The sequence below is a fragment of the Streptomyces sp. NBC_01622 genome (assembly GCF_045209635.1).
Taxonomy (GTDB): Bacteria; Actinomycetota; Actinomycetes; order Streptomycetales; family Streptomycetaceae; genus Streptomyces.
Map to the genome: position 1 here is coordinate 686,155 of NZ_CP109293.1, position 19,606 is coordinate 705,760.

A 19,606-nucleotide genomic window follows, 5' to 3' on the forward strand; every position below is an offset into this window, starting at 1 on the left:
TTCCCTTCCGTCACCAGTCTGACGACGAGCGACGATATCAATCTTCTCCGCTGGCGAGAAGCTCGTTTTCACTTTCGTGGAGCGGGAGTTGGGGCTGCCGTCAGGCGCCCTTGGCCCATGCGGTCCAGGGCCGCGTCGGCCGCCGCGAGTGCGATGCCCGCCGTGGCGTCCGCCGTCCCGGCGAGGCCGGCCAGCAGTCTCACGTCCTTGCGGAGCAGCGGTCCCGCGCGTTCCGCGAGGGGGTCGAGGGTGCCGCCTGCGGACTTCACGCGGTCGAGGGCGAAGCTCGCTCCGCTGCCGTGGAGCACGGCTTCGGCGAGAGCGCCGCGGTCGATGCCGAACTCCGGTGCCAGCGCCAGCGTATCGGCCGCGGTCGCCAAGTTGGCAGTGAACAATAGGTTGTTGAGAAGTTTGGCGATCTGTCCCGAGCCGAGCGGGCCCATGTGCAGCACGGGATCGCCGAAGGTCTCGAACACCTTGCGGCAGTAGGCGACCGTGCCGGACTCGCCGCCCGTCATCACCAGCAGCCCGCCCTCGGCGGCGGCTCGTCCACCGCCGCTGACCGGTGCGTCGACCACGGACACGCCGTGCACCTGGGCCCGTTCGGCCAGCCGCCGGCAGGTGTCGGGGTGCACCGTGCTGTGCACGGCGATGACTCCGCCCCGGCGCAGGCCGGCCAGTACACCTTGTTCGCCGGTGACGACCTGTTCGACGTCGGCGTCGTCGACGACACAGACGCACACCAGGTCACTGGCCGCGGCGAGTTCGACGGGGGACGCGGCCCGCCGGGCGGCCGTGTCCGCGAACGCGGCGAGGGTGGCCGGGCGCCGCGCCCAGAGCGTGGTGTCGAAGCCCGCCTCGACGATCCGGCGTGCCATGGGGGCACCCTGACTGCCCAGCCCGATGAATCCGACGCGCATCAGCGGGCCTCCTGGTCGACTTGCTCGGGGGTGTTGTCGGCCACCGGTTCCGCGGCGGGCTCCGGTCGCCAGAACGTGCCCAGCAGTCCCCCGGTCGCCACCACGGCCGCGCCGAGCGCGATCGCGCCGCCGGTCCAGCCGGTCAGGTCGATGCCGGCCGCGCGGTCGAGGGACCAGTGGCCGGGGCCCAGCACCGCGAGGGCCAGGGCGACGACGGCGAGCGTGAGGACGTACTCGTAGCCGTCCTTGAAGACGAAGAACCCGTTGGGCCGGTGGGCGAGCAGTCCCGCGACCAGCATCACGGAGATCACCGCGGCGCAGGCCAGGGGGGTGAGGAGGCCGAGGATCAGCAGGCTGCCCGCTCCGACCTCGGTGAGGACGCTCATCCAGGCCTGCAGCACACCCTGTCTCAGGCCGAGTCCGGTGAACCAGCGGGCGGTGCCCTCGATCCTGCCGCCGCCGCGCCAGTGATTCAGCCCGTGCATGACCATGATGAGTCCTACGACCACTCGTACGAGCAGCAGTACCGCGGTGTCGGCGTCGCTCATCCGGCCCTCCTCGGCAGACGGTCGATCCGGTCGTTCTCCCGGCCGAGAACGCACTCCTCGACGAACGAGAGGATCTTCAGGTGGTATCCGGTCGCGGTGCGCCCGATGCTCAAGTTGTGGCCGCTGTCGGCCTGTTCGTCGGTGAGGACCCGTGGGGAGGCGGTGAACAGGCCCGCGATGTCGGCCATGGCCTCGGGCCCGGAACTCCACACGCGTTCGTGGTCGCCGAGCGTGTAGTGCACGGGAATCCTCACGTGGGCGGCGACTTCGGCGAACTCCAGCGGCCAGCGGCGGGCCACGGTGGCCTCGTACGGCGGGCCCTGGGACTGGATGCGTGCGGCGCCGACGACCTCGGCCGGATACAGGCGCGACGGCTCCCACAGCAGGTCGCGCAGTCCGGGTCCTGGCCGTCTCGGCACGGCCGGGTCGCGCTGCCTGAAGTCGAGGATCTCGACGGCGCCGGGTGCGTGATGGTGTCCGGTACCGGCGATCTCCAGACCGAGAAGGTCGCTGCGCCGTTCGGCACCGGCCATACGCACGCCCAGGGCGCAGCCGATCGAGTGCGCCCACAGGAACAGGCCCGCTCCGCGCGGACGCGAGGCGAGCAGTCGGTCCACCACTCCGTAGGCGAGGTCGACGCGTCGCGCGGGGGAAGCCATGCTCTCGCCGTACGGAGCCGAACTCCCGTATCCGGGACGGTCGATGGCGACGGTGGTGAAGCCGAGTGCCGCCGCGGTGCGCAGGAGGGACAGGCGGGGCTGGTCCGGGTAGTCGAAGTAGCGGGAGGTCACCGCTCCCCCGTGCAGCGCGACGAGGACCGCGCGTGGTTCGCGGGCCTCGCACAGCAGCGCCGACATGGGGATGCCGTCGACGTCGACGACGCGCGAAACGACCTCCGTGGTACGTGAGTTCATCCGTCCGCCCGGAAGAGGATCACGCCGCTCGGGGTGAGTCCGCCGCTGCTCGCCACCGCCAGCCGGGCGCCGGCCACCTGCCGTGGCCCGGCCGCGCCGCGCAGTTGGGTGATGGCCTCGTGGACCAGTCCCATGCCGTGGGTGCGGCCGTGGGAGAGTTGTCCGCCGTGGGTGTTCAGCGGCAGTACGCCGTCCCGCGCGATGTTCTTGCCTCCGTCCAGGAAGTCCTTGGACTCACCGATGCCGCAGAACCCCAACCCCTCGAGCCAGGAGAGGCAGTTGAAGGTGAAGCCGTCGTACAGCTCGGCCACGTCGACGTCCTCGGGGCGCAGCGAGGTGCGGGACCACAAGTGGGCGGACTGGCCCAGCACTTGGGGTTCGTGGGTGAGTGTGCTCTGGTCCCATTCGAGGCGTTCGAGGATCTGGGTGCCGACGGCTTCGACGAAGACGGGTGGTTGAGCGAGGTCCCGGGCCGCGTCCACGGCCGACACGATCACGGCGACCGCTCCGTCGCAGGGGACGTCGCAGTCGTAGAGGCCGAACGGGGTGGTGATCGGGCGGGCGTTGAGATAGTCGTCCATGGTCAGCGGGTCACGGTAGACCGCGGTGGGGTTGAGTGCCGCGTTGGCCCGCTGGTTGAGGGCGATCCAGCCGAGGGTCTCGCGGGTGGTGCCGTAGCGGTGGAAGTGGCGTTGGGCGTTCTGGGCGAGGGTGTGCGCGGCCGAGGTCGCGCCGAACGGCTTCATCCAGCCGTCCAGTCTGCGCGGCGGGTCCTGCGCGATCCGGCCGCGTCGGACGAGTTCGCCGTAGGACGCCTCCCAGACCGTACGGAAGCACAGGACGTGCCGGGCAAGTCCCCCGGCGACGGCGAGCATTGCGGAGATGAGGGAGCCGCAGGGGCCGAAGGTCTCGCTGCCGCCGTTGTACCAGGTCGGTTCCAGGCCGAGGGCGGATTCGAGGGCGGTGACCCCGCCTTCGCCGAAGCCGCCGTAGGCGGTGCCGGCGCCCGGGTAGGTGGCCAGGCCGTCGATGTCGTCGACGGTCAACCCGGCGTCGGCGATGGCACGTTGGCAGGCCTGGACGGTCAGGGAGACTGGCGGGACCAGGAGGCGGCGGCCGATCTGCGACATGCCGATGCCGGTGATGGCGACCTTGTCCTCGAACTTCTCCGTCGACACCATCGGCCGTACGCGGCGGGCGAGTTGACGGGTGTCCACCTCGGCGAGCGGCAGCGGGTCCGGGACCGGGACCGGGCGTTCCGGTACCGGGCGGAACAGGGGCAGCCAGGCGTCCTCGGCCTGTTCGAAGACGACCTCCATCCGCATACCCAACTCCAGCTCGTCCGGGACGCATTGGACGGCGTTGGTGGTGAGGCGGACGCGCGGGTCCTCCTCCAGGGCGACCTGGGCCACGACGTAGGGGGCGGGCAGGCCGGGCAGGGCGAAGCGGTGGTTGACGGTGAAGCCGATCAGCGTCGCACGGCCGGAGACTGCGCGGACGCCCATGTCGTGGCCGTGGCAGTACCGGCAGACCGGCTGCGGCGGGTGGATGAGGGCGTGGCAGGACCCGCACTCCGTCAGCCGCAGCCGGCCGTCCGCGCCGGAGGTCCAGAAGAACTCGTTCTCCTCCGTGACCACCGGACCGGGGCGTTGACTCTCCGTCATGTGTCGATCCGTGCCGTGGACTTGCGGACGGTGACCGGTTCGGCGAGCCGCTGTTCGTCGCAGACCTTCTGGAGCTCGGCGAGGGTCTCGTCGAGTCCGGCGCCCAGCCGTTCGCCGGGGGTGAAGGTGGCCGGGAGGTGGCGCATGCCCTGGATGACGCCGATGGTCTCGTAGTGCACGGCGCCCTCGGGGTCGCACTGGTAGTCGGGCATACGGTCGAGTACGGCGGTCACCATCCGCTTGAACACGGTGCGGGCCACGTTGGAGCCGATGCAGCGGTGGATGCCGAGGCCGAAGCTGCTGTGCCGGTTGCCCTTGCGTTCCATGTCGATGCGGTCCGGGTCGGGGAAGACCGACGGGTCGCGGTTGGCCATCGCCCAGGAGAGCCAGAGGCGTTCACCCTCGTTGAACCGGGTGCCGGCGATCTCGCAGTCGGCGGTGATGGTGCGGCCGTCTCCGGGTGCCGGGGTGTAGAAGCGCAGGAACTCCTCGGTCGCGGAGTCCAGCAGGGTCTTGCGCTCACGGCTCAACCGGGCCCGTTCCTCGGGGTGTTGGGAAAGCCATTCGAGGGAGTGGGCGGTGAGTGCGGTCGTGGTGTCGAAGCCGCCGCCGATCAACAGGGCGCAGACGCCGAGGAGTTCGCCGTCGTCGGGGTTGCGGCCGTTGATGTCGGCGCGGACCAGCGCGTCCACCAGGCCTGGGCGGGGGTTCCGGCGGATCTCCGCGAGCTGGGCCATGAGGTCCATGCCCATCTTGCGGCTCAGGTCCAACACCCGCTGCATGTCAGGTGAGTTGGGCGGGGTGTAGACGGAGGCGTGGGCCGGTTCGTTGTAGATGGTCCAGTGCTCCAGCGGGATGCCCATCATCGCCAGGGTGAGCACGGCGGGGACGATGTTGGCGAGGTCGTCGACGAAGTCGATGTGCCCGGACTCGATCTTCTCGTCGATGCTCGCGCGGACGACCTCGTCGACGAACGGGACCCAGCGCTGGATCGCCGCCGGTGACAGATACGGGTTGAGGGTCTGCCGGTAGTAGCGCTGTTCCGGCGGGTCCATCTCCAGGAACCCGCCCTGGGCCTCGCGGGCGCGGGGCGGCGGGGGGATGGAGATGCCCTTGTAGCCGCGCCGCTCCCCTTTCACGTCGTGGTCGTTGGAGAGGAACTCCGCGGACCGCGCGAGTTCGAAGACCTCACGGTTGCCGCTGGCGACCCAGTGGCCGCCGTGGGTCTCCGTCCAGGCGATCGGGCACCGGCCGTGCAGTTCGTGGGTGATGTCCTCGAACCGGTCGCGGTAGTCGGGTGTGTGCCGGTCGAAGTGCACCTGGGGGTGCTTGCGGCCACCGTCGTCGACGGCCGCGTCTTCCGTGGTCATGCGGAGTCCTCTCCTGCTCGGTGGATGAGGTGGGGGGTCAGGAGATGAGGGAGATCGCCCGCTCCGGACAGGACAGGACCGCCTCGCGGACGTCCGCCTCCTGATCGGCGGGGACTTCTTCCGCTACGACCGAGGAGTGCCCGTCGATCTCGCTGAGTTCGAAGGTGTCCGGAGCGCGCATCGCGCAGAGCGTGTGGCCCTGACAGCGCTCCGGGTCGACTCGTACCTTCACGGTCCTTCCTTCCTGCCGTGGTGAACGGGGGTCGTGGCGTGGTTACTTGAGGTCGGACAGCGACTTGCCGACGTCCGCCAGGGTCGGCGGCTTGCCGTAGTTGCCCTTGAACTTGTAGACGGGCGCGTTGCAGCGGTAGGCGCCGTCGGTGGGCTTGAAGTCGGCGGGCACCCAGCCGCCGGCGGTGGCCTTCTCGACGTTGAAGCACTTCACGGGCTCGTCGGGCGAGGACAGGTTCACCGGGGCCTGGAGTCCTCCCCCGGTCCACTCGGTCTGCTTCTTGGCGTTCGCCAGGACACAACTGCGGGTCAGTTCCGCGCAGTCACGGGCCGAGGTGGCGAACAGCAGCCAGGTGGAGAAGGCGTGCACGGCGGGCAGGGTGATCTGCGCGTCGGGCGCGTACTTCTTGAACAGGGCGACCATTTCCTTCGTTGCCGGGTTGTCGTCGGCCTTCTCCAGCGGGTAAGTGCCGTCGATGGCAGCGAAGTTGGTCTGTGCGCTCAGCGCGGTGTCGGCCAGCTTGAGGAAGGCGGGACCGTAGGCGTTGTTGTTGGCGTCGATCCAGTCGAGCTTGTAGTCGATGTTGGTGAGCGCCTGCTCCAGCTTCGCCAACTGGGTGAAATCCCCCAGAAAGACGAGTCCCTTGACCTTCTTCGTCTTGATGGACTGGGCGTACGGCGTCCAGTCGGAGACACCCTGTGCGGGGTAGAGGTCGGAGTAGGTGACCTTGCCGCCCATCGCGGTGAGGACTTCCTTGTCCTGGGCCGCGATGGCCTTCGTGACGGGCACGTCTCCGGTGATGATGCCGACGCCGCTCGCGGACGACGGGTACGCCTCCTTGAGCAGCCAGGAGTAGTAACCGGCGTAGGGCGAATAGCCAGTTGAGGCGCCCTGGGTCATGACCTGGAGGTCCGCGCCGATCTCGGAGGTGACCTGCGCCGGGAACTCCGGGAGCAGGCACTTCAGGCGGGTCTTGACGCCCAGGCCGTCAAGGGCCGCGCCGCCGCCCACCTCGAAGAAGTCGGTGCGGCAGGCCTCGATCATCTGCTGGTTGACCTGCATGAGCTGGGCATCGTGCGTCACTGGTGTGATCTTGCGGCCGTTGATGCCGCCGGCGGCATTGCACCAGGAGGTGAAGACCTTCGCCGCGTTCTCGAACTCCGGGTTCTTGGTGAACCCGACGTCGGAGAAGACGCCGACCTTGATGTCGGTGGCGGTGATGCCCTGGCCGGTGACGGTCTTGGCCGTGCCCTTGCCGCAGACGGACTTCAGGGTGCCGAAGTCGGTGGTCGCGGTGTCGGCGGCTCCGGTGGTGGAAGGGCTGCTGGTGTCCGCGGTCTTGGTGCGGCCGGAGCATCCGGCCGCGGCCGCGAGGGCCAGGACGAGCGCGGGGATGAGCAAGCGTCTCATCGGTTCTCCTCGTTGAGAATGAGTCCCGCTGTCGGGTGGTCAGGTGACGGTGCCCGCCGCCTTGAGCGCGATGATGCGGTCCCAGTCGAGGCCCAGTTCGAGGAGGATCTCCTCGGTCTGGGCGGCGAACTCGGGTGCGGGCCCGAGTTCGGGGGCTTGCACGTCGAACTGCACGGGGCTGGCGACCAGTTCGAGTTCTCCTGCCCGCAGCAGGTACTCGTTGGCTCTGATCTGCGGGTCGTCGCCCACCTGCAGGGAGTCCTGCACCGGGGCCCACGGCCCGGCCAGGGTGGCGAAGCGCCGGCTCCACTCCGCGAGGGTGCGGGTGGCGAGGACTTCGCGCAGGATCTTGACTGCCTCCGCCGTGTTGGCCACGAGGTGCTCGGCCGTGTCGAAGCGGGGGTCGTCGGCGAGTTCGGGGCGGTCGATGTGCCGGCACACATCGGCCCAGAACTTGCCGGGCTGCATCATCACGAACGCCAGATGATGGCCGTCGGAGGTCTCGTACAGCCCGGACAGGGGGTTGGCGACGGAGCCGTGGGTGCCGACGGGCGGCGGGATCCAGGGCTTGCCGAGGTGCAGGGAGAGCGCGGTGGCATGACCCATCGCCCACAGTCCGCTGCCGAGCAGCGAGACGTCCACGACCGAGGGTTCGCCGGTGCGTTCGCGTTTGAGCAGCGCCGCCGCGATGCCGCCGGCGAGGTTGGTGCCGGAGATGGTGTCGCCGTAGGCCGGTGACGGCGGGTTGATGATGCCGTCCGTACCGGACGGGGTGATGCTCGCGGCGGTGCCGGCGCGGGCCCAGAACGCCGTCATGTCGTAGCCACCCTTCCCCGCTTCCGGTCCGCGCGGCCCGAAGGCACTGCCCCGGGCGTAGACGATGCGGGGGTTGACGGTACGGATGTCGTCGACGTCGATGGCGAACCTGTCCCGGTGGCCGGGAAGGAAGCTGGTCAGGAACACGTCGGCGTGCCGGGCCAGTTCGTACAGCACCTCCTTGCCCTCGGGACGGGAGATGTCGAGACCGAGGCTGCGCTTGCCGCGGTTGGCGTGCTCGACGTTGGGGTTGGGGTCGCCCTCGACGCGCATCGTGCCGGTCTGGCGGAGACCGCGTTGCGGGTCGCCGGTAACGGCGTGCTCGATCTTGATGACGTCCGCTCCCCAGTCGGAGAGGACGGCTCCCGCCGAGGGCACGAAGCCGTACATGGCGACTTCGAGGACGCGGATTCCGTCGAGCGGCATCATGACCGGACCACGACCGCGAAGGACTTGTACTCCAGGAACTCCTCCAGGCCGGGCACTCCGCTCTCCCGGCCGATGCCGGACTGCTTGTAGCCGCCGAACGGCACGTCCGCCGCGAAGTAGTTGCCGCCGTTGATGCTGAAGGTGCCGGTGCGGATCCGGCGGGCGAGGGCGATGGCCCGCTCGTCGTCGCCGCTCTGGATCCCGCCGGAGAGGCCGAAGACGGAGTTGTTGGCGATGCGGACGGCGTCGTCATCGTCGTCGTACGGAATCACCACGAGCACGGGTCCGAAGACCTCGTCCTGGGCGATCTCGCTGTCCGGATCGACGTTGCTGAGGAGGGTCGGCCTGTAGAAGAAGCCGGGATCGACCTTCTCACCACCGGTGACGAGGTTCGCGCCGGCCGCGACGGCCCTCTGCACCATTCCGTCGACCTTCTCGCGCTGGCGCTCGCTGATGAGCGGGCCCGCGAAGGTCTTGGGGTCAGCCGGGTCGCCGAGCGAGATGCGGGCGAGTCCCGCCGCCACCTTCTCGACGAGCTCGTCGTGGTGCTCCCTGGGCACGAGCAGCCGGGAGGTGAGTGCGCAACCCTGCCCGGAATGCGAGCAGATGGTGCCGGCCGCGAACATGGCCGCGGTGGCGAAGTCCGCGTCGTCGAGGACGATCATGGCGGACTTGCCGCCGAGTTCCAGGAAGACCTTCTTCACCGTACGGCTGGCCGCTTCCATGATGCGGCGGCCGGTCGCGGTGGAGCCGGTGAAGGTGATCATGTCGACGTCGGGGTGCGTGGTGAGTGTTTCGCCGACGTCGGAACTGGCGGATGTGAGGACGTTGACGACGCCTGGCGGGAAGTCCGTGTGCTCGGCGATGAGTTGACCGAGGAACAGGGTGGTCAGCGGGGTGTCCGGGGCGCCCTTGAGGACGACCGTGCAGCCGGCCGCGAGCGCGGGAGCGAGCTTGGCGAGGGCCAGTTGGTTCGGGTAGTTGTACGCGATGATCGCGGTGACGACCCCGGCGGCCTCCTTCTCCACCCAACGGCGGTGGCGCTGGCCGCGGATCTCGACCTCGCCCAGCTCCTCCGTCAGCGGGTACTTGCGCAGCAGGTCCGCGTAGAACCGCACCAGCTTGACGGGGTCGTCGAGTTGGGGGCCGTAGGTGAGCATGCGGGGCGCGCCGACCTCGGCGATGGTCAGCTCGCGCAGTTCCTCGACGTGGTCGGTGAGCGCCTGGTGCAGCTGGTCGAGACAGCGGATGCGCAGTTGTACGTCGGTGGACCAGGCGGTGGTGTCGAAAGCGGTGCGGGCCGCCGCTACGGCCGCCTCGGCCTGGGCCGTGGTGGCGTCGGGGGCGTGGCCGTACACCTCGCCGGTCGCGGGGTTGAGGGAGGGGAACGTCCGCTCCCCGTCGACCAGTTGGCCGTTGATGAGCAGGCGGGTCACAGCCGCACCACCTGTCCGCCGTCCACGCTGATGGTCTGTCCGGTCAGCCAGCCGGCGTCGTCGGAGAGCAGGAACAGCACGGTGGGCGTCAGGTCGCCGGGGGTGCCCATCCGTTTGATGGCCAGGGCCTGGGTCATCCGCTCCTGGAACTCGACCGGTACGACGGTGGCCGTGGCCTCGGTGTCGGTGGGGCCGGGGGCTATGCCGTTGACGCGGATGCCCCGGCCGCCGAGTTCGGCGGCGAGGGACGCGGTGAGGTGGTTGATGCCGATCTTGGCCAGGCCGTAGTAGCCGCTGGCCATGTAGGCGGCGGCGGAGGACTGGTTGACGATCGCAGCGCCCTCGCTCAGGTGCGGGACGACGGCCCTGGTGACGTAGAGGGCGCCCATCAGGTTCACCTGGATGAAGCGGTTGAGGTAGTCGAGGTCGACGGTGGTCAGGCCCTCGCGCCGCATGCTGTGGTAGATCGCGGCGTTGTTGATCAGGTAGTCGATGCGGCCGAACTCGGCGACGGTGGCGGCGGCCAGTGCGTCGGCCGAGGCGGGGTCTCCGACGTCGACCTTGACGAAGAGCGCGGAGTCCAGCTCCTTGGCGACCCGCTGCCCCTGCTCCTCGTTGATGTCCGCGACCACGACCCGTGCTCCCTCGGCGGCCAGCGCCCGGGCGTAGTCCTCGCCGATTCCCTGTCCCGCTCCGGTGACGATCGCCACCTTGTCCTGGAACCGCATCCTGTTCTCCTCGCATGGATGGGCGGCTTGCTCCAATGAAGCGGAAACTACATTCTCCTTATACGCGAATCAACCATCCGGAAGCGAGAATGTCATCCTGGCCGATGGCTGACAGGTGCACGGAGTGCGGCGAACAGCCCCCGCCTGCGCGGGACTTCCGGAAGCACCGGAGACGAGAATACCCTTCTCAGATCCGGAAGGGAGATTTTCATGATCGAGACGAAGGGGGTTCCGGCATGAGGACAGCCCTCGTCACAGGCGGCGGCTCCGGCATCGGACTGGCCATCGCGCAACGCCTGGAGGCCGACGGTCTCCAGGTCGCCACCCTCGACCTCAATCCGTCCGACAGGGGCTTCTCCCGAAAGGCCGACGTCTCCGACCGGGCCCAGGTGGACGAGGCACTGACCGAGATCCGGGAACAGCTCGGCCCGGTCACGGTCCTGGTCAACGCGGCGGGAATGGAGGGCTACAAGCGCTTCGCCAACCTCACCTTCGAGGCCTGGCAGCGGGTCATCGACGTCAACCTCAACGGCGTCTTCCACTGCGTCCAGGCGGTTCTACCCGACATGGTGGAGGCCGGCTGGGGCCGGATCGTCAACATCTCCTCGTCCAGCGCGCACTCCGGCCAGCCGTTCATGACGCACTACGTGGCCGCCAAGTCGGCGGTCAACGGGCTGACCAAGGCGCTTGCCCTGGAGCTGGGCCCGCAGGGCATCACCGTGAACGCGGTGCCGCCCGGCTTCATCGACACGCCCATGCTGCGCCGCTCCGAGGAGCGCCAACTGCTCGGCGGGACGGTCGAGGAGCACATCCAGCGCACTCCGGTACGGCGGGTCGGGCGCCCGGAGGACATCGCCGCGGCCTGCGCCTTCCTCGCCTCCGAGGAGGCCGGCTACATCACCGGCCAGATCCTGGGCGTGAACGGCGGGCGCAACACATGAGCGAGAACGGCGAGACCGCCGCCGAGAACGGCGTCCGCATCTCCCCGGTGCCGTACGAAGAGTGGGACCACGACCTGTTCTCGGTCATCAACCCCAATCGGAAGCTGCCCGAGGCCAACGTCCTGGGGATCTTCCAGCGCCATCCGGCCCTGGCTCGGGCCTTCCTGACGTTCAACATGCACCTCAACACCACGACCCTGCCGGTGCGCGTCCGCGAACTGGCCGTGATGCGGGTGGCCTGGCGGCGGGGCAGCAGATACGAGTGGGCGAGTCACGTCCTGATCGGCCGGAAGGCCGGGGTGACCGAGGCGGAGATCGAGGAAGTCCGCACGGGCGCCGACACGTTGCTCAACCGCGCGGTGGACGAACTGGACACCGACTCGGGCCTGTCGGACGCGACCTACACGGCGCTCGCCGTCGACCTGGACGAACACCAGCTCATGGACCTGGTCTTCACCATCGGTGCCTACACGATGCTCACGATGGCCCTCAACACCTTCGGCGTGGAACTCGACCCTGTGATCTCGGAAGAGAACTTCAGTTTCCCAAAACGAGAATGGTATTCTCACAAGCGAGAGGGGTGATCCCATGCCACACTTCGCCAAGCCGGCGGCCGGAAGCTGGACCGAGAACTACCCCGAGCTGGGCACAAGCCCGGTGAACTACGAGGACTCCATCGACCCCGCGTACTACGAGGCGGAGAAGGAGGCGATCTTCAAGAAGACCTGGCTGAACGTCGGCCGGGTCGAGCAAGTCCCCAAGGTCGGCAGCTACTTCACGAAGGAGCTGGCCGTCGCCGACACCTCTCTGGTGATCGTGCGGGGCAAGGACAAGGAGATCCGCGCCTTCCACAACGTCTGCCGCCACCGCGGCAACAAGCTCGTGTGGAACGACTACCCGGGCGAGGAGGTCAAGGGCACCTGCCGCCAGTTCACCTGCAAGTACCACGCCTGGCGCTACAGCCTCGACGGCGATCTGACCTTCGTCCAGCAAGAGAAGGAGTTCTTCGACCTGGACAAGGCGGACTACGGCCTCAAGCTGGTCCGCTGCGAGGTGTGGGAGGGGTTCATCTTCGTCAACCTCGACCCGAACGCGCAGCCGCTCAAGGAGTATCTGGGCGAGTTCGCCAAGGGACTTGAGGGCTACCCCTTCCACGAGATGACCGAGGTCTTCACGTACAAGGCGGAGATCGGCAGCAACTGGAAGCTGTTCATCGACGCGTTCGCGGAGTTCTACCACGCACCCGTCCTGCACATGAAGCAGGCAGTGAAGGACGAGGCCGACAAGCTCTTCAACGTCGGGTACGAGGCGCTGCACTACGAGATCCACCCCCCGCACTCGATGATCTCCTCCTGGGGAGGCATGTCCCCGCCCAAGGACCTGACCATCGTCAAACCCATCGAACGCGTCCTGCGCAGCGGCCTGTTCGGGCCGTGGGAGGCGCCCGACATCGAGGGCCTCGACCCACTTCCCCCCGGCCTCAATCCGGGCGGGCACCGGGCGTGGGGCAACGACTCCTTCGAGTTCTTCCCCAACATGACCCTGCTGATCTGGAAGCCCGGCTGGTACCTGACGTACCACTACTGGCCGACCGCGGTGGACAAGCACATCTTCGAGGCCAACCTGTACTTCGTGCCCGCGAAGACGGCGCGCGAGCGGTTGAAGCAGGAGCTGGCGGCGGTGACGTTCAAGGAGTACGCGCTCCAGGACGGCAACACGCTGGAGGCCACCCAGACGATGCTCAAGAGCCGGGTCGTCACCGAATTCCCGCTCTGCGACCAGGAGTTGCTGCTCCGCCATCTGCACAAGACGGTCGCCGACTACGTCAAGGAGCACACCGATGCTGCCCAGTGAGTTCGCGGCGCTCGAACCGTTCACCGAGTGGGTCCTGGAGTCCGAGCGCGAGCGGTACAGCAAGCGCCTGGCCAGCTCCATGGAGGAGATGCAGGCCTTCTACGACGCCGCGTTCCCGCTCCTGGAACAGGCCTCCGACCACCTCGACAAGTTCCCGCTCTCCGAACTCCCGGAGCAGGAGCGCAACTTGCTGCTCCTGATGTTCTCGCTGGTGAACGTGTCGTTCCCGGTCGAGGTCTGGAAGCAGGCCCGCGTGCCGGACAGCGGAGCCGCCTATATGGACCTCGTCGTCGAACCGAAGGTGTGACAGGTCGTGCTCACGCTCAAAGCGGCGCGTGTACTGCACGTGGAGACGGGCGAGTTCGAGACACCGGGCCTGGTCACCGTCGACGGCGACCGCATCACGCGCGGCGGCGACGACAACGGCGAGAGCGAGGTTCTCGATCTCGGTGACGTGACCCTCCTGCCCGGTCTCATGGACATGGAGGTCAACCTTCTGATGGGCGGCCGGGGAGAGACGCTCGCGTTCTCCCCCGTCCAGGACGATCCCCCGCTGCGGATGCTCCGCGCGGTGGGCAACGCCCGGAGGACCCTGCGCGCAGGCTTCACGACGGTCCGCAATCTGGGGTTGTTCGTGAAGACGGGCGGCTATCTGCTGGACGTCGCGCTGGCGAAGGCCATCGACGCCGGCTGGATCGACGGCCCGCGCATCGTGCCGGCCGGGCACGCCATCACCCCCACCGGCGGCCATCTCGACCCCACGATGTTCGCCGCGTACGCCCCCGGAATCATGCCTCTCTCCCTGGAGGAGGGCATTGCCAACGGTGTCGACGAGGTGCGCAAGGCCGTCCGCTACCAGATCAAGCACGGGGCACGGCTCATCAAGGTCTGCGCTTCCGGGGGCGTGATGTCGCACACCGGCACCCCCGGTGCGCAGCACTACTCCGACGAGGAACTGCGCGCCATCGTCGACGAGGCCCACCGGCGCGGACTGAAGGTGGCGGCCCACACCCATGGCGCCGACGCCGTCCGCTCGGCGGTGGAGGCGGGCATCGACTGCATCGAGCACGGCTTCCTGCTCGACGACGACACCATCGCGCTGATGGCGGAGAGGGGCACTTTCCTGGTGCCGACCACCGCTCTCATCGACGGGATGGACATGTCCCGTGCCGCGCCCGAACTGGTGGAGAAGGCCGCCGAGATCTTCCCCCGGGCGAAGACGGTGGTGTCCAGGGCCGGGAAGGCGGGTGTCCGGATGGCGCTGGGCACGGACGCGCCGGCGATTCCGCACGGCCGCGGCGCCCAGGAGCTGATCGCCCTGGTCGAGCGCGGGATGACTCCCCTGGAGGCGCTCCGGGCGGCGACCGTCAACGCGGCGGAGCTGATCGACGCCGACGACCGGGGCCGTATCGCCGAGGGCTTGCTCGCCGACCTGATCGCGGTGCCTGGCAATCCCCTGGAGGACGTCTCCGTGATGGCGGACGTCCGGTTCGTGATGAAGGGCGGAAAGGTGTTCCGCGACGAACGCCGCTGACACCGACTCCCGGGCGGACCAGGCGAGTTGATCAGATCGGCGGTCCGTCGAGCGGCCGTAGCATCCGGAGGATCATCTCCACCGTGCGCTCGACGGGGCGGTTGCGGGCCGTGACCGTGGACAGGAGGGTGCGGGTCAGTACGGCGCCGAGGAGCATGTCGAAGACGTCGTCCGGGTCCACGGCGGGGTCGACGGTCCCGGTCGGCGCGGCGCGCAGGATGTCCTGGAACTGCGGTCGCGCCGACACGCGCAGCAGCATCTCCGGCGGCCGGGGGCGGTTCGACGTCCGGGAGTGCGCGAAGAGTCCGGCCGCCGCGGCACGGGCCGCGGGGGCGCCGAAGGCCGCCAAGTAGGCGCGGATGAACCGGCGCAGGTCACGGCGGAGGTCCCCCGTCGGCCGGACGCTCAGCGGGCTGAGTCCGGGGAACGTGGCCTCCTCGATCAGCTCGATCCGCGAGGGCCAGCGACGGTAGATGGCGGAGGCGTGCACGCCCGAGTGCTCGGCCACCGCCTGGATCGTCGTCGCGTCGAAGCCGCGCTGGACAAGCAGTTCGCGCGTTGCCGCGAGGGCCCGTTCGTTGATGCTCGTGTCACGTGGACGGCCCGGGGCGCGGCGCGGTTCTGCCATGCCGGTGATTGTAGTGACCGGGCCATGTCCCGCCAATTATAGGAGACGGTCTTCTGTAATTCCCGCTGTGTGGCTACAGTCCGAAGGGGACGGGCTTCGGGGAACTTCGAAGATCGGAGGAGAGTCTGATGCGTGCTGCTGTGCTGCGCGGCGGGACGGTGCAGGCGCGGATCGTCGAAGATCCGGTCCCCGGACCGGGGCAACTCCTCGTCCGCTCGCTGGCGTGCGGGATCTGCGCGTCGGATCTGCACTTCATGGACCATCCGGAGGCAGGCGCCGACGACGACAGCGGGATGTCGACCTACGACCAGGACGTCGACATCGTGATGGGGCACGAGTACTGCGCCGAGGTCGTGGACTACGGCCCCGGCACCGAGCGGCGGATCCCGGTCGGGACGCGGGTGAGTTCGCTGCCCGTGCTGAACACGCCCGCCGGCCGCAGGATCATCGGCCAGAACCCCGAATCGCCCGGTGGGTTCGGCGAGTTGTTCTTGTTGACCGAGGCCATCACCCGGGTGGTGGTGTCGGATCTCCCGAGCGAGATCGTGTGTGTCGCCGACGCGATCTCGGTGGGCTGGTCGACCGCTTCCCGCGCCCAACTGGCCGCGCGGGAAGCGCCGTTGGTCATCGGCTGCGGTGCGATCGCCCTGTCGGCGATCGGTCGGCTCAAGAGCCTCGGCGTCGGCCCGATCGTGGCGGCCGACCTGGTCGCGTCGCGTCGTGCGACCGCGCTGGCGATGGGTGCCGATGTGGTCGTCGACCCGGGCGAGGTCTCGCCGTACGAGGCATGGCGCAACGCGGCCGGTCCGCAGGCGAGTTGTGTCGTGTTCGAGTGCGTCGGTGTGCCGGGCGTTCTCGACTCGATCATCAAAGGCTGTGAGCGCGGCACCCGGATCTTCTCCGTCGGCGGCCCGCCCGAGGGCGACCATCTGCACACCCTGACCGCCAAGCGGAAAGGGCTCAACATCCAGTTCGGGGGCGGTCCGTCGATGGACCACTGGGACGAGGCGTTCCGGGCCGTCTGCTCCGGCAGCCTCGACGTCGGGCCGATGCTCGGCCACACCGTCGGGCTCGACGGGGTCCCGGCCGCGCTCGACGCGGCCCGGGACACCGACGGTCCGGCCCGCATCATCGTCGTACCAGGGAGTTGAACTCACTCATGAGCGAGAGCGACGAACTTGCTCAACTGCGCGCCACGGTAGATGAGTTGACGGCGAAGGTGCGTGCCTTGGAGGACCAGGTCGAGATCACTCAGCTCGTCGCACAGTACGGGCCGGCGGTCGACAGTGGTTCGGGAGAGGCCGCCGCGGCGCTCTGGACCGAGGACGGTGTCTTCGACGCGATCCCCCATCTGCGGATGGCGGGCCGGGACGGCATCGTCGGCATGGTGCACGGCCCCGGCCACCAGAGCGTGATCCACAACGGCTGCGGACATGTGCTGACCGCGCCGCACGTAGTCGTGGACGGCGACCACGCGACCGGGCGCAGTCATGCGCTGCATCTGCGATGGGACGCCGACACCGGACGGTTCTGGGTGTTCCAGGTCTCCGCCAACACCTGGCGCTGGGTGCGCACTTCGGAGGGGTGGCGGATCGCCGAGCGGATCAATGCCAACCTCGACGGCACCGAGGGGCCCCGCGCGATGCTGGCGCCGACTGCCAACTCCGAGCCTTTGGAGCAGAGTTGAGGATCGGGTTCATCGGGTGGGGCCGGATGGGGCGGCCGATCGTCGACCGGCTGACGGCCGCCGGGCATGACGTCACGGTCCGTGTACGCCGTCCGGAGGCCCGGGCGGCTGCCCAGGAGAGCGGGCTCGCGACGGCCGACACGGTCCCGGCGACGGTCCGCGACGCCGACGCGGTGTTCGTCGCCGTACTGAAGGACGAGCAGGTACGAGCGGTCTGCCTCGGCGCGGACGGCGCCCTCTCGGCCATGAAGCCGGGAGCCACGCTCGTGCAGCACACCACCTCCGATCCGGCCACCGCACAACTGCTCGCCGAGGCGGGCGCGGAGCGCGGTGTCGGGGTGCTGGACGCCGCCCTCTCGGGAGGCCCACACGACATCGCGGCGGGCCGTCTCACCCTGTGGGTCGGCGGGGAGGAAGCTCAACTGGACGCGATGCGCCCGCTGTTGGAGACATACGCCTCGCCGGTCATGTTCGTGGGCCCGGCCGGGAACGGGCAGCGGGTCAAGCTCGTGAACAACGCCCTCTTCGTGGCGCAGGTCGGTCTCGTGGTCGACGCGGTGCGGGTCGCGGGTTCGTTGGGCATCGACGAGAAGGCGATTCTCGCCGCGCTCCAGCACGGCAGCGGTGCCAGTCGCGCGCTCGGTGTCGTCGCCGGTGGGGGTTCGGTCGAGGCGGTCGCGGAACGGCTGGCGGACCTGATGCGCAAGGACGTCGACGTGGTGCGAGAGGTGGCGCGCGGCGCGGGAGCGGATCTCGGGATCATCGGGACCGTGCTGTCGTCGGACGCGGTCGAGAAGAAGGTTCTCGGTTCACCTTGAATGATCTGCCTGACCTGCCTGATCCAATGAGGAGTGGGAAGTGACTGAATCGCTCACCGCCAAGTACGGGCCGTGGGGTGTTGTCGCCGGCGGGTCGGACGGGGTGGGCGCCGCGTTCGCCCACCGGATGGCCGCCCAGGGGATGAACGTCGTGCTGGTGGCCCGGCGGCTGCCCGTGCTGGAGGCGTCCGCCGACGAGATCCGGGCCCGGTACGGCGTCGAGGTCCGCGCCGTCGCACTCGACCTCAGCTCCCTCACTGCCCTGTCGGAGTTGGAGCAGGCGACCGCCGGTCTGGAGGTCGGTCTGTTCGTGTACAACGCGGGCAGCGACGACCGCAGTGTCCCGTTCCTCGACAAGGACCTCGACGTCCATCTGGGGCTGGTCCGGCGCAACTGCACGGCCGTACTCGAAGCGGCGTACCGTTTCGGTGCCCCGATGGTGGCGCGCAAGCGAGGCGCCGTGGTCCTGGTGACCTCAGGGGCGGCCTGGGCAGGCGGCGCAACGCTCGCCGCCTACGGCGCCACGAAGGCGTTCGACCTGATCCTCGCGGAGAGCCTGTGGGCGGAGTGGCGGGACAGCGGCGTGGACGTCCTGGGGCTGGTGCTCGGCAGGACCGACACCCCGTCCCTGCGGCGGACCCAAGAGGTCCAAGGGGGCTCGTACGGCGGCGACTTGGCCGACCCGGACGACGTGGCCGCCGAGGCGCTCGGCCATCTCTCCGACGGCCCGACCTGGATCTGCGGCAGCCCCAACCCGACCGGCGGTTCACCGTTCGGGGCGCTGAGCCGCCGTGACGCGGTCCTCGCGATGAGCCGGGGCGCGACCGCGCATCGCGAGTAGTGCACGGTCGCGTCCCGCCTACTGCTCCTTGAGGCGTTCCTTCATGCCGTCGAGCTTCGCGAGAATGGGATATCCGGAGACGCTCAACGCGTTTCCGTGTCCCGTCTCATGGATGTCGAACACGGACTGGATGGCCGCGTAGAACCCCTGGACGTCGAGGGTCTGGTTGACGGCCCGCTTGGCCTGGCGCAGGCCGAAGGACGGCATGCGAGCGATCTGCCGGGCCAACTCCATTGCCTCGGTGTCCAGTTGGTCGAGGGGGACGACCTTGTTCACCATGCCGGCCTTCTCCGCCTCCTCGGCGGTGACGGCCCGTCCGGTGAAGAGGATCTCCTTCGCCTTGCGCGCCCCCAACTCCCAGGTGTGGCCGTGGTATTCGACTCCCCCGATGCCCATGTGGACGACGGGGTCGGAGAATTCGGCGTTCTCGGCGGCCACGATCAGATCGCAGGGCCAGCACAGCATCAGTCCGCCGGCGATGCACTTGCCCTGGACCGCCGCGATCGACGGCTTGGGTACGTTGCGCCAGCGCAGCGTGTAATCGAGGTACCGGCGGGACTCGGCGCCGTAGATCCACTCCAGGGTGATCTCGTTCGGGGCCGGCCAGCGGTCCTTGAGGTCGTGGCCGGAGGAGAAGTGCTTGCCGTTGCCCCGCAGGAGGATCACCTTGACCTCCTCGTCGGCGGCGGCCCGGCGCCAGGCGGCGTCCAGCGCGTCGAGGAGAACCGCGTTCTGGGCGTTGGCGACCTCGGGCCGGTTCAGGGTGATGACCGCGACCTTGCTGTCGACCTCGTAGAGGACCTCGTCCGTGTCCGCTGTGTCTGTCATGAGTTCCG

21 protein-coding genes are annotated in these 19,606 nt (G+C 68.9%); 9 read left to right on the plus strand and 12 right to left on the minus strand.

Annotated features, from left to right (window positions below):
- Positions 1-68: 68 nt before the first annotated feature.
- The 10 genes from OH768_RS03105 to OH768_RS03150 are packed head-to-tail and all read right to left on the minus strand — an operon-like array spanning position 69 to position 10,467.
- The gene (locus OH768_RS03105; RefSeq protein WP_406449755.1) at positions 69-920 is read right to left on the minus strand and encodes an NAD(P)-dependent oxidoreductase; all 852 of its coding nucleotides are present in this window, start codon (positions 918-920) and stop codon (positions 69-71) included.
- A complete protein-coding gene (locus OH768_RS03110) occupies positions 920-1,468 on the minus strand; it encodes a DoxX family protein (RefSeq protein WP_406449757.1) in 549 nt (182 codons plus the stop codon). Before OH768_RS03110 ends, OH768_RS03105 begins: the two co-directional genes overlap by 1 nt.
- A complete protein-coding gene (locus OH768_RS03115; protein WP_406449759.1) occupies positions 1,465-2,382 on the minus strand; it encodes an alpha/beta hydrolase in 918 nt (305 codons plus the stop codon). Before OH768_RS03115 ends, OH768_RS03110 begins: the two co-directional genes overlap by 4 nt.
- Positions 2,379-4,046, minus strand: coding sequence for a thiolase C-terminal domain-containing protein (locus tag OH768_RS03120; protein WP_406449761.1), 1,668 nt, complete (start codon positions 4,044-4,046; stop codon positions 2,379-2,381). The genes OH768_RS03115 and OH768_RS03120 overlap by 4 nt, the downstream gene beginning before the upstream one ends.
- Positions 4,043-5,416 carry a cytochrome P450 gene (locus OH768_RS03125; protein WP_406449763.1) on the minus strand — a complete coding sequence of 458 codons (1,374 nt, stop codon included), beginning with the start codon at positions 5,414-5,416 and terminating at the stop codon, positions 4,043-4,045. The genes OH768_RS03120 and OH768_RS03125 overlap by 4 nt, the downstream gene beginning before the upstream one ends.
- A 37-nt stretch (positions 5,417-5,453) precedes the next feature.
- A complete protein-coding gene (locus OH768_RS03130; RefSeq protein ID WP_019069976.1) occupies positions 5,454-5,648 on the minus strand; it encodes a ferredoxin in 195 nt (64 codons plus the stop codon).
- 42 nt (positions 5,649-5,690) lie between these two features.
- Positions 5,691-7,058 carry an ABC transporter substrate-binding protein gene (locus OH768_RS03135; RefSeq protein ID WP_406449766.1) on the minus strand — a complete coding sequence of 456 codons (1,368 nt, stop codon included), beginning with the start codon at positions 7,056-7,058 and terminating at the stop codon, positions 5,691-5,693.
- A gap of 39 nt (positions 7,059-7,097) precedes the next feature.
- Positions 7,098-8,303: a CaiB/BaiF CoA transferase family protein gene (locus OH768_RS03140; RefSeq protein ID WP_406449768.1), complete on the minus strand. Its 1,206-nt coding sequence runs from the start codon at positions 8,301-8,303 to the stop codon at positions 7,098-7,100.
- Positions 8,300-9,739, minus strand: a complete 1,440-nt coding sequence (locus tag OH768_RS03145; protein ID WP_406449770.1) for an aldehyde dehydrogenase family protein — start codon at positions 9,737-9,739, stop codon at positions 8,300-8,302. The genes OH768_RS03140 and OH768_RS03145 overlap by 4 nt, the downstream gene beginning before the upstream one ends.
- Positions 9,736-10,467 (minus strand): SDR family oxidoreductase, encoded by a 732-nt coding sequence (locus tag OH768_RS03150; protein WP_200711198.1) that lies wholly within the window; start codon positions 10,465-10,467, stop codon positions 9,736-9,738. Before OH768_RS03150 ends, OH768_RS03145 begins: the two co-directional genes overlap by 4 nt.
- Before the next feature lie 236 nt (positions 10,468-10,703).
- Here OH768_RS03150 and OH768_RS03155 point away from each other — a divergent pair, with 236 nt between their 5' ends.
- From OH768_RS03155 to OH768_RS03175, 5 genes are read left to right on the plus strand one after another with little or no spacing between them, the layout of a single operon-like run.
- On the plus strand, positions 10,704-11,408 hold the full coding sequence (locus OH768_RS03155) for an SDR family NAD(P)-dependent oxidoreductase (RefSeq protein ID WP_019069971.1): 705 nt from the start codon (positions 10,704-10,706) through the stop codon (positions 11,406-11,408).
- Entirely contained in the window at positions 11,405-11,992 is a 588-nt protein-coding gene (locus OH768_RS03160) for a carboxymuconolactone decarboxylase family protein (protein WP_406449772.1), read from the plus strand. The genes OH768_RS03155 and OH768_RS03160 overlap by 4 nt, the downstream gene beginning before the upstream one ends.
- A gap of 4 nt (positions 11,993-11,996) precedes the next feature.
- The gene (locus tag OH768_RS03165) at positions 11,997-13,262 is read left to right on the plus strand and encodes an aromatic ring-hydroxylating dioxygenase subunit alpha (protein ID WP_406449774.1); all 1,266 of its coding nucleotides are present in this window, start codon (positions 11,997-11,999) and stop codon (positions 13,260-13,262) included.
- On the plus strand, positions 13,249-13,569 hold the full coding sequence (locus OH768_RS03170) for a hypothetical protein (RefSeq protein ID WP_406449776.1): 321 nt from the start codon (positions 13,249-13,251) through the stop codon (positions 13,567-13,569). Before OH768_RS03165 ends, OH768_RS03170 begins: the two co-directional genes overlap by 14 nt.
- 6 nt (positions 13,570-13,575) lie before the next feature.
- Entirely contained in the window at positions 13,576-14,796 is a 1,221-nt protein-coding gene (locus tag OH768_RS03175; protein WP_406449778.1) for an amidohydrolase family protein, read from the plus strand.
- 31 nt (positions 14,797-14,827) lie between these two features.
- Here OH768_RS03175 and OH768_RS03180 read toward each other — a convergent pair whose 3' ends face one another.
- The gene (locus tag OH768_RS03180; RefSeq protein ID WP_406449780.1) at positions 14,828-15,424 is read right to left on the minus strand and encodes a TetR/AcrR family transcriptional regulator; all 597 of its coding nucleotides are present in this window, start codon (positions 15,422-15,424) and stop codon (positions 14,828-14,830) included.
- Positions 15,425-15,552: 128 nt separating this feature from the next.
- Here OH768_RS03180 and OH768_RS03185 point away from each other — a divergent pair, with 128 nt between their 5' ends.
- Genes OH768_RS03185 through OH768_RS03200 form a run of 4 tightly spaced genes read left to right on the plus strand, consistent with a single transcriptional unit; the run spans position 15,553 to position 18,770 of the window.
- On the plus strand, positions 15,553-16,575 hold the full coding sequence (locus tag OH768_RS03185) for a zinc-binding dehydrogenase (RefSeq protein ID WP_406449782.1): 1,023 nt from the start codon (positions 15,553-15,555) through the stop codon (positions 16,573-16,575).
- Positions 16,576-16,583: 8 nt separating this feature from the next.
- A complete protein-coding gene (locus tag OH768_RS03190; RefSeq protein ID WP_406449784.1) occupies positions 16,584-17,111 on the plus strand; it encodes a nuclear transport factor 2 family protein in 528 nt (175 codons plus the stop codon).
- Positions 17,108-17,929 carry an NAD(P)-dependent oxidoreductase gene (locus tag OH768_RS03195; protein WP_406449786.1) on the plus strand — a complete coding sequence of 274 codons (822 nt, stop codon included), beginning with the start codon at positions 17,108-17,110 and terminating at the stop codon, positions 17,927-17,929. The genes OH768_RS03190 and OH768_RS03195 overlap by 4 nt, the downstream gene beginning before the upstream one ends.
- A gap of 40 nt (positions 17,930-17,969) precedes the next feature.
- Positions 17,970-18,770, plus strand: coding sequence for an SDR family NAD(P)-dependent oxidoreductase (locus tag OH768_RS03200; protein WP_406449788.1), 801 nt, complete (start codon positions 17,970-17,972; stop codon positions 18,768-18,770).
- An 18-nt stretch (positions 18,771-18,788) separates the two neighbouring features.
- On the opposite strand, the gene OH768_RS03205 is transcribed toward OH768_RS03200, so the two are convergent.
- Positions 18,789-19,598, minus strand: a complete 810-nt coding sequence (locus OH768_RS03205; RefSeq protein ID WP_406449790.1) for an enoyl-CoA hydratase — start codon at positions 19,596-19,598, stop codon at positions 18,789-18,791.
- Between the last annotated feature and the right edge of the window lie 8 nt (positions 19,599-19,606).

What these genes read in the sequence shown, in the direction of transcription:
- OH768_RS03105 (WP_406449755.1), bottom strand. Translation starts at nt 920, where the DNA reads ATGCGCGTCGGATTCATCGGGCTGGGCAGTCAGGGTGCCCCCATGGCA.
- OH768_RS03110 (WP_406449757.1), bottom strand. Translation starts at nt 1,468, where the DNA reads ATGAGCGACGCCGACACCGCGGTACTGCTGCTCGTACGAGTGGTCGTA.
- OH768_RS03115 (WP_406449759.1), bottom strand. Translation starts at nt 2,382, where the DNA reads ATGAACTCACGTACCACGGAGGTCGTTTCGCGCGTCGTCGACGTCGAC.
- OH768_RS03120 (WP_406449761.1), bottom strand. Translation starts at nt 4,046, where the DNA reads ATGACGGAGAGTCAACGCCCCGGTCCGGTGGTCACGGAGGAGAACGAG.
- OH768_RS03125 (WP_406449763.1), bottom strand. Translation starts at nt 5,416, where the DNA reads ATGACCACGGAAGACGCGGCCGTCGACGACGGTGGCCGCAAGCACCCC.
- OH768_RS03135 (WP_406449766.1), bottom strand. Translation starts at nt 7,058, where the DNA reads ATGAGACGCTTGCTCATCCCCGCGCTCGTCCTGGCCCTCGCGGCCGCG.
- OH768_RS03140 (WP_406449768.1), bottom strand. Translation starts at nt 8,303, where the DNA reads ATGATGCCGCTCGACGGAATCCGCGTCCTCGAAGTCGCCATGTACGGC.
- OH768_RS03150 (WP_200711198.1), bottom strand. Translation starts at nt 10,467, where the DNA reads ATGCGGTTCCAGGACAAGGTGGCGATCGTCACCGGAGCGGGACAGGGA.
- OH768_RS03155 (WP_019069971.1), top strand. Translation starts at nt 10,704, where the DNA reads ATGAGGACAGCCCTCGTCACAGGCGGCGGCTCCGGCATCGGACTGGCC.
- OH768_RS03160 (WP_406449772.1), top strand. Translation starts at nt 11,405, where the DNA reads ATGAGCGAGAACGGCGAGACCGCCGCCGAGAACGGCGTCCGCATCTCC.
- OH768_RS03165 (WP_406449774.1), top strand. Translation starts at nt 11,997, where the DNA reads ATGCCACACTTCGCCAAGCCGGCGGCCGGAAGCTGGACCGAGAACTAC.
- OH768_RS03170 (WP_406449776.1), top strand. Translation starts at nt 13,249, where the DNA reads ATGCTGCCCAGTGAGTTCGCGGCGCTCGAACCGTTCACCGAGTGGGTC.
- OH768_RS03180 (WP_406449780.1), bottom strand. Translation starts at nt 15,424, where the DNA reads ATGGCAGAACCGCGCCGCGCCCCGGGCCGTCCACGTGACACGAGCATC.
- OH768_RS03185 (WP_406449782.1), top strand. Translation starts at nt 15,553, where the DNA reads ATGCGTGCTGCTGTGCTGCGCGGCGGGACGGTGCAGGCGCGGATCGTC.
- OH768_RS03190 (WP_406449784.1), top strand. Translation starts at nt 16,584, where the DNA reads ATGAGCGAGAGCGACGAACTTGCTCAACTGCGCGCCACGGTAGATGAG.
- OH768_RS03205 (WP_406449790.1), bottom strand. Translation starts at nt 19,598, where the DNA reads ATGACAGACACAGCGGACACGGACGAGGTCCTCTACGAGGTCGACAGC.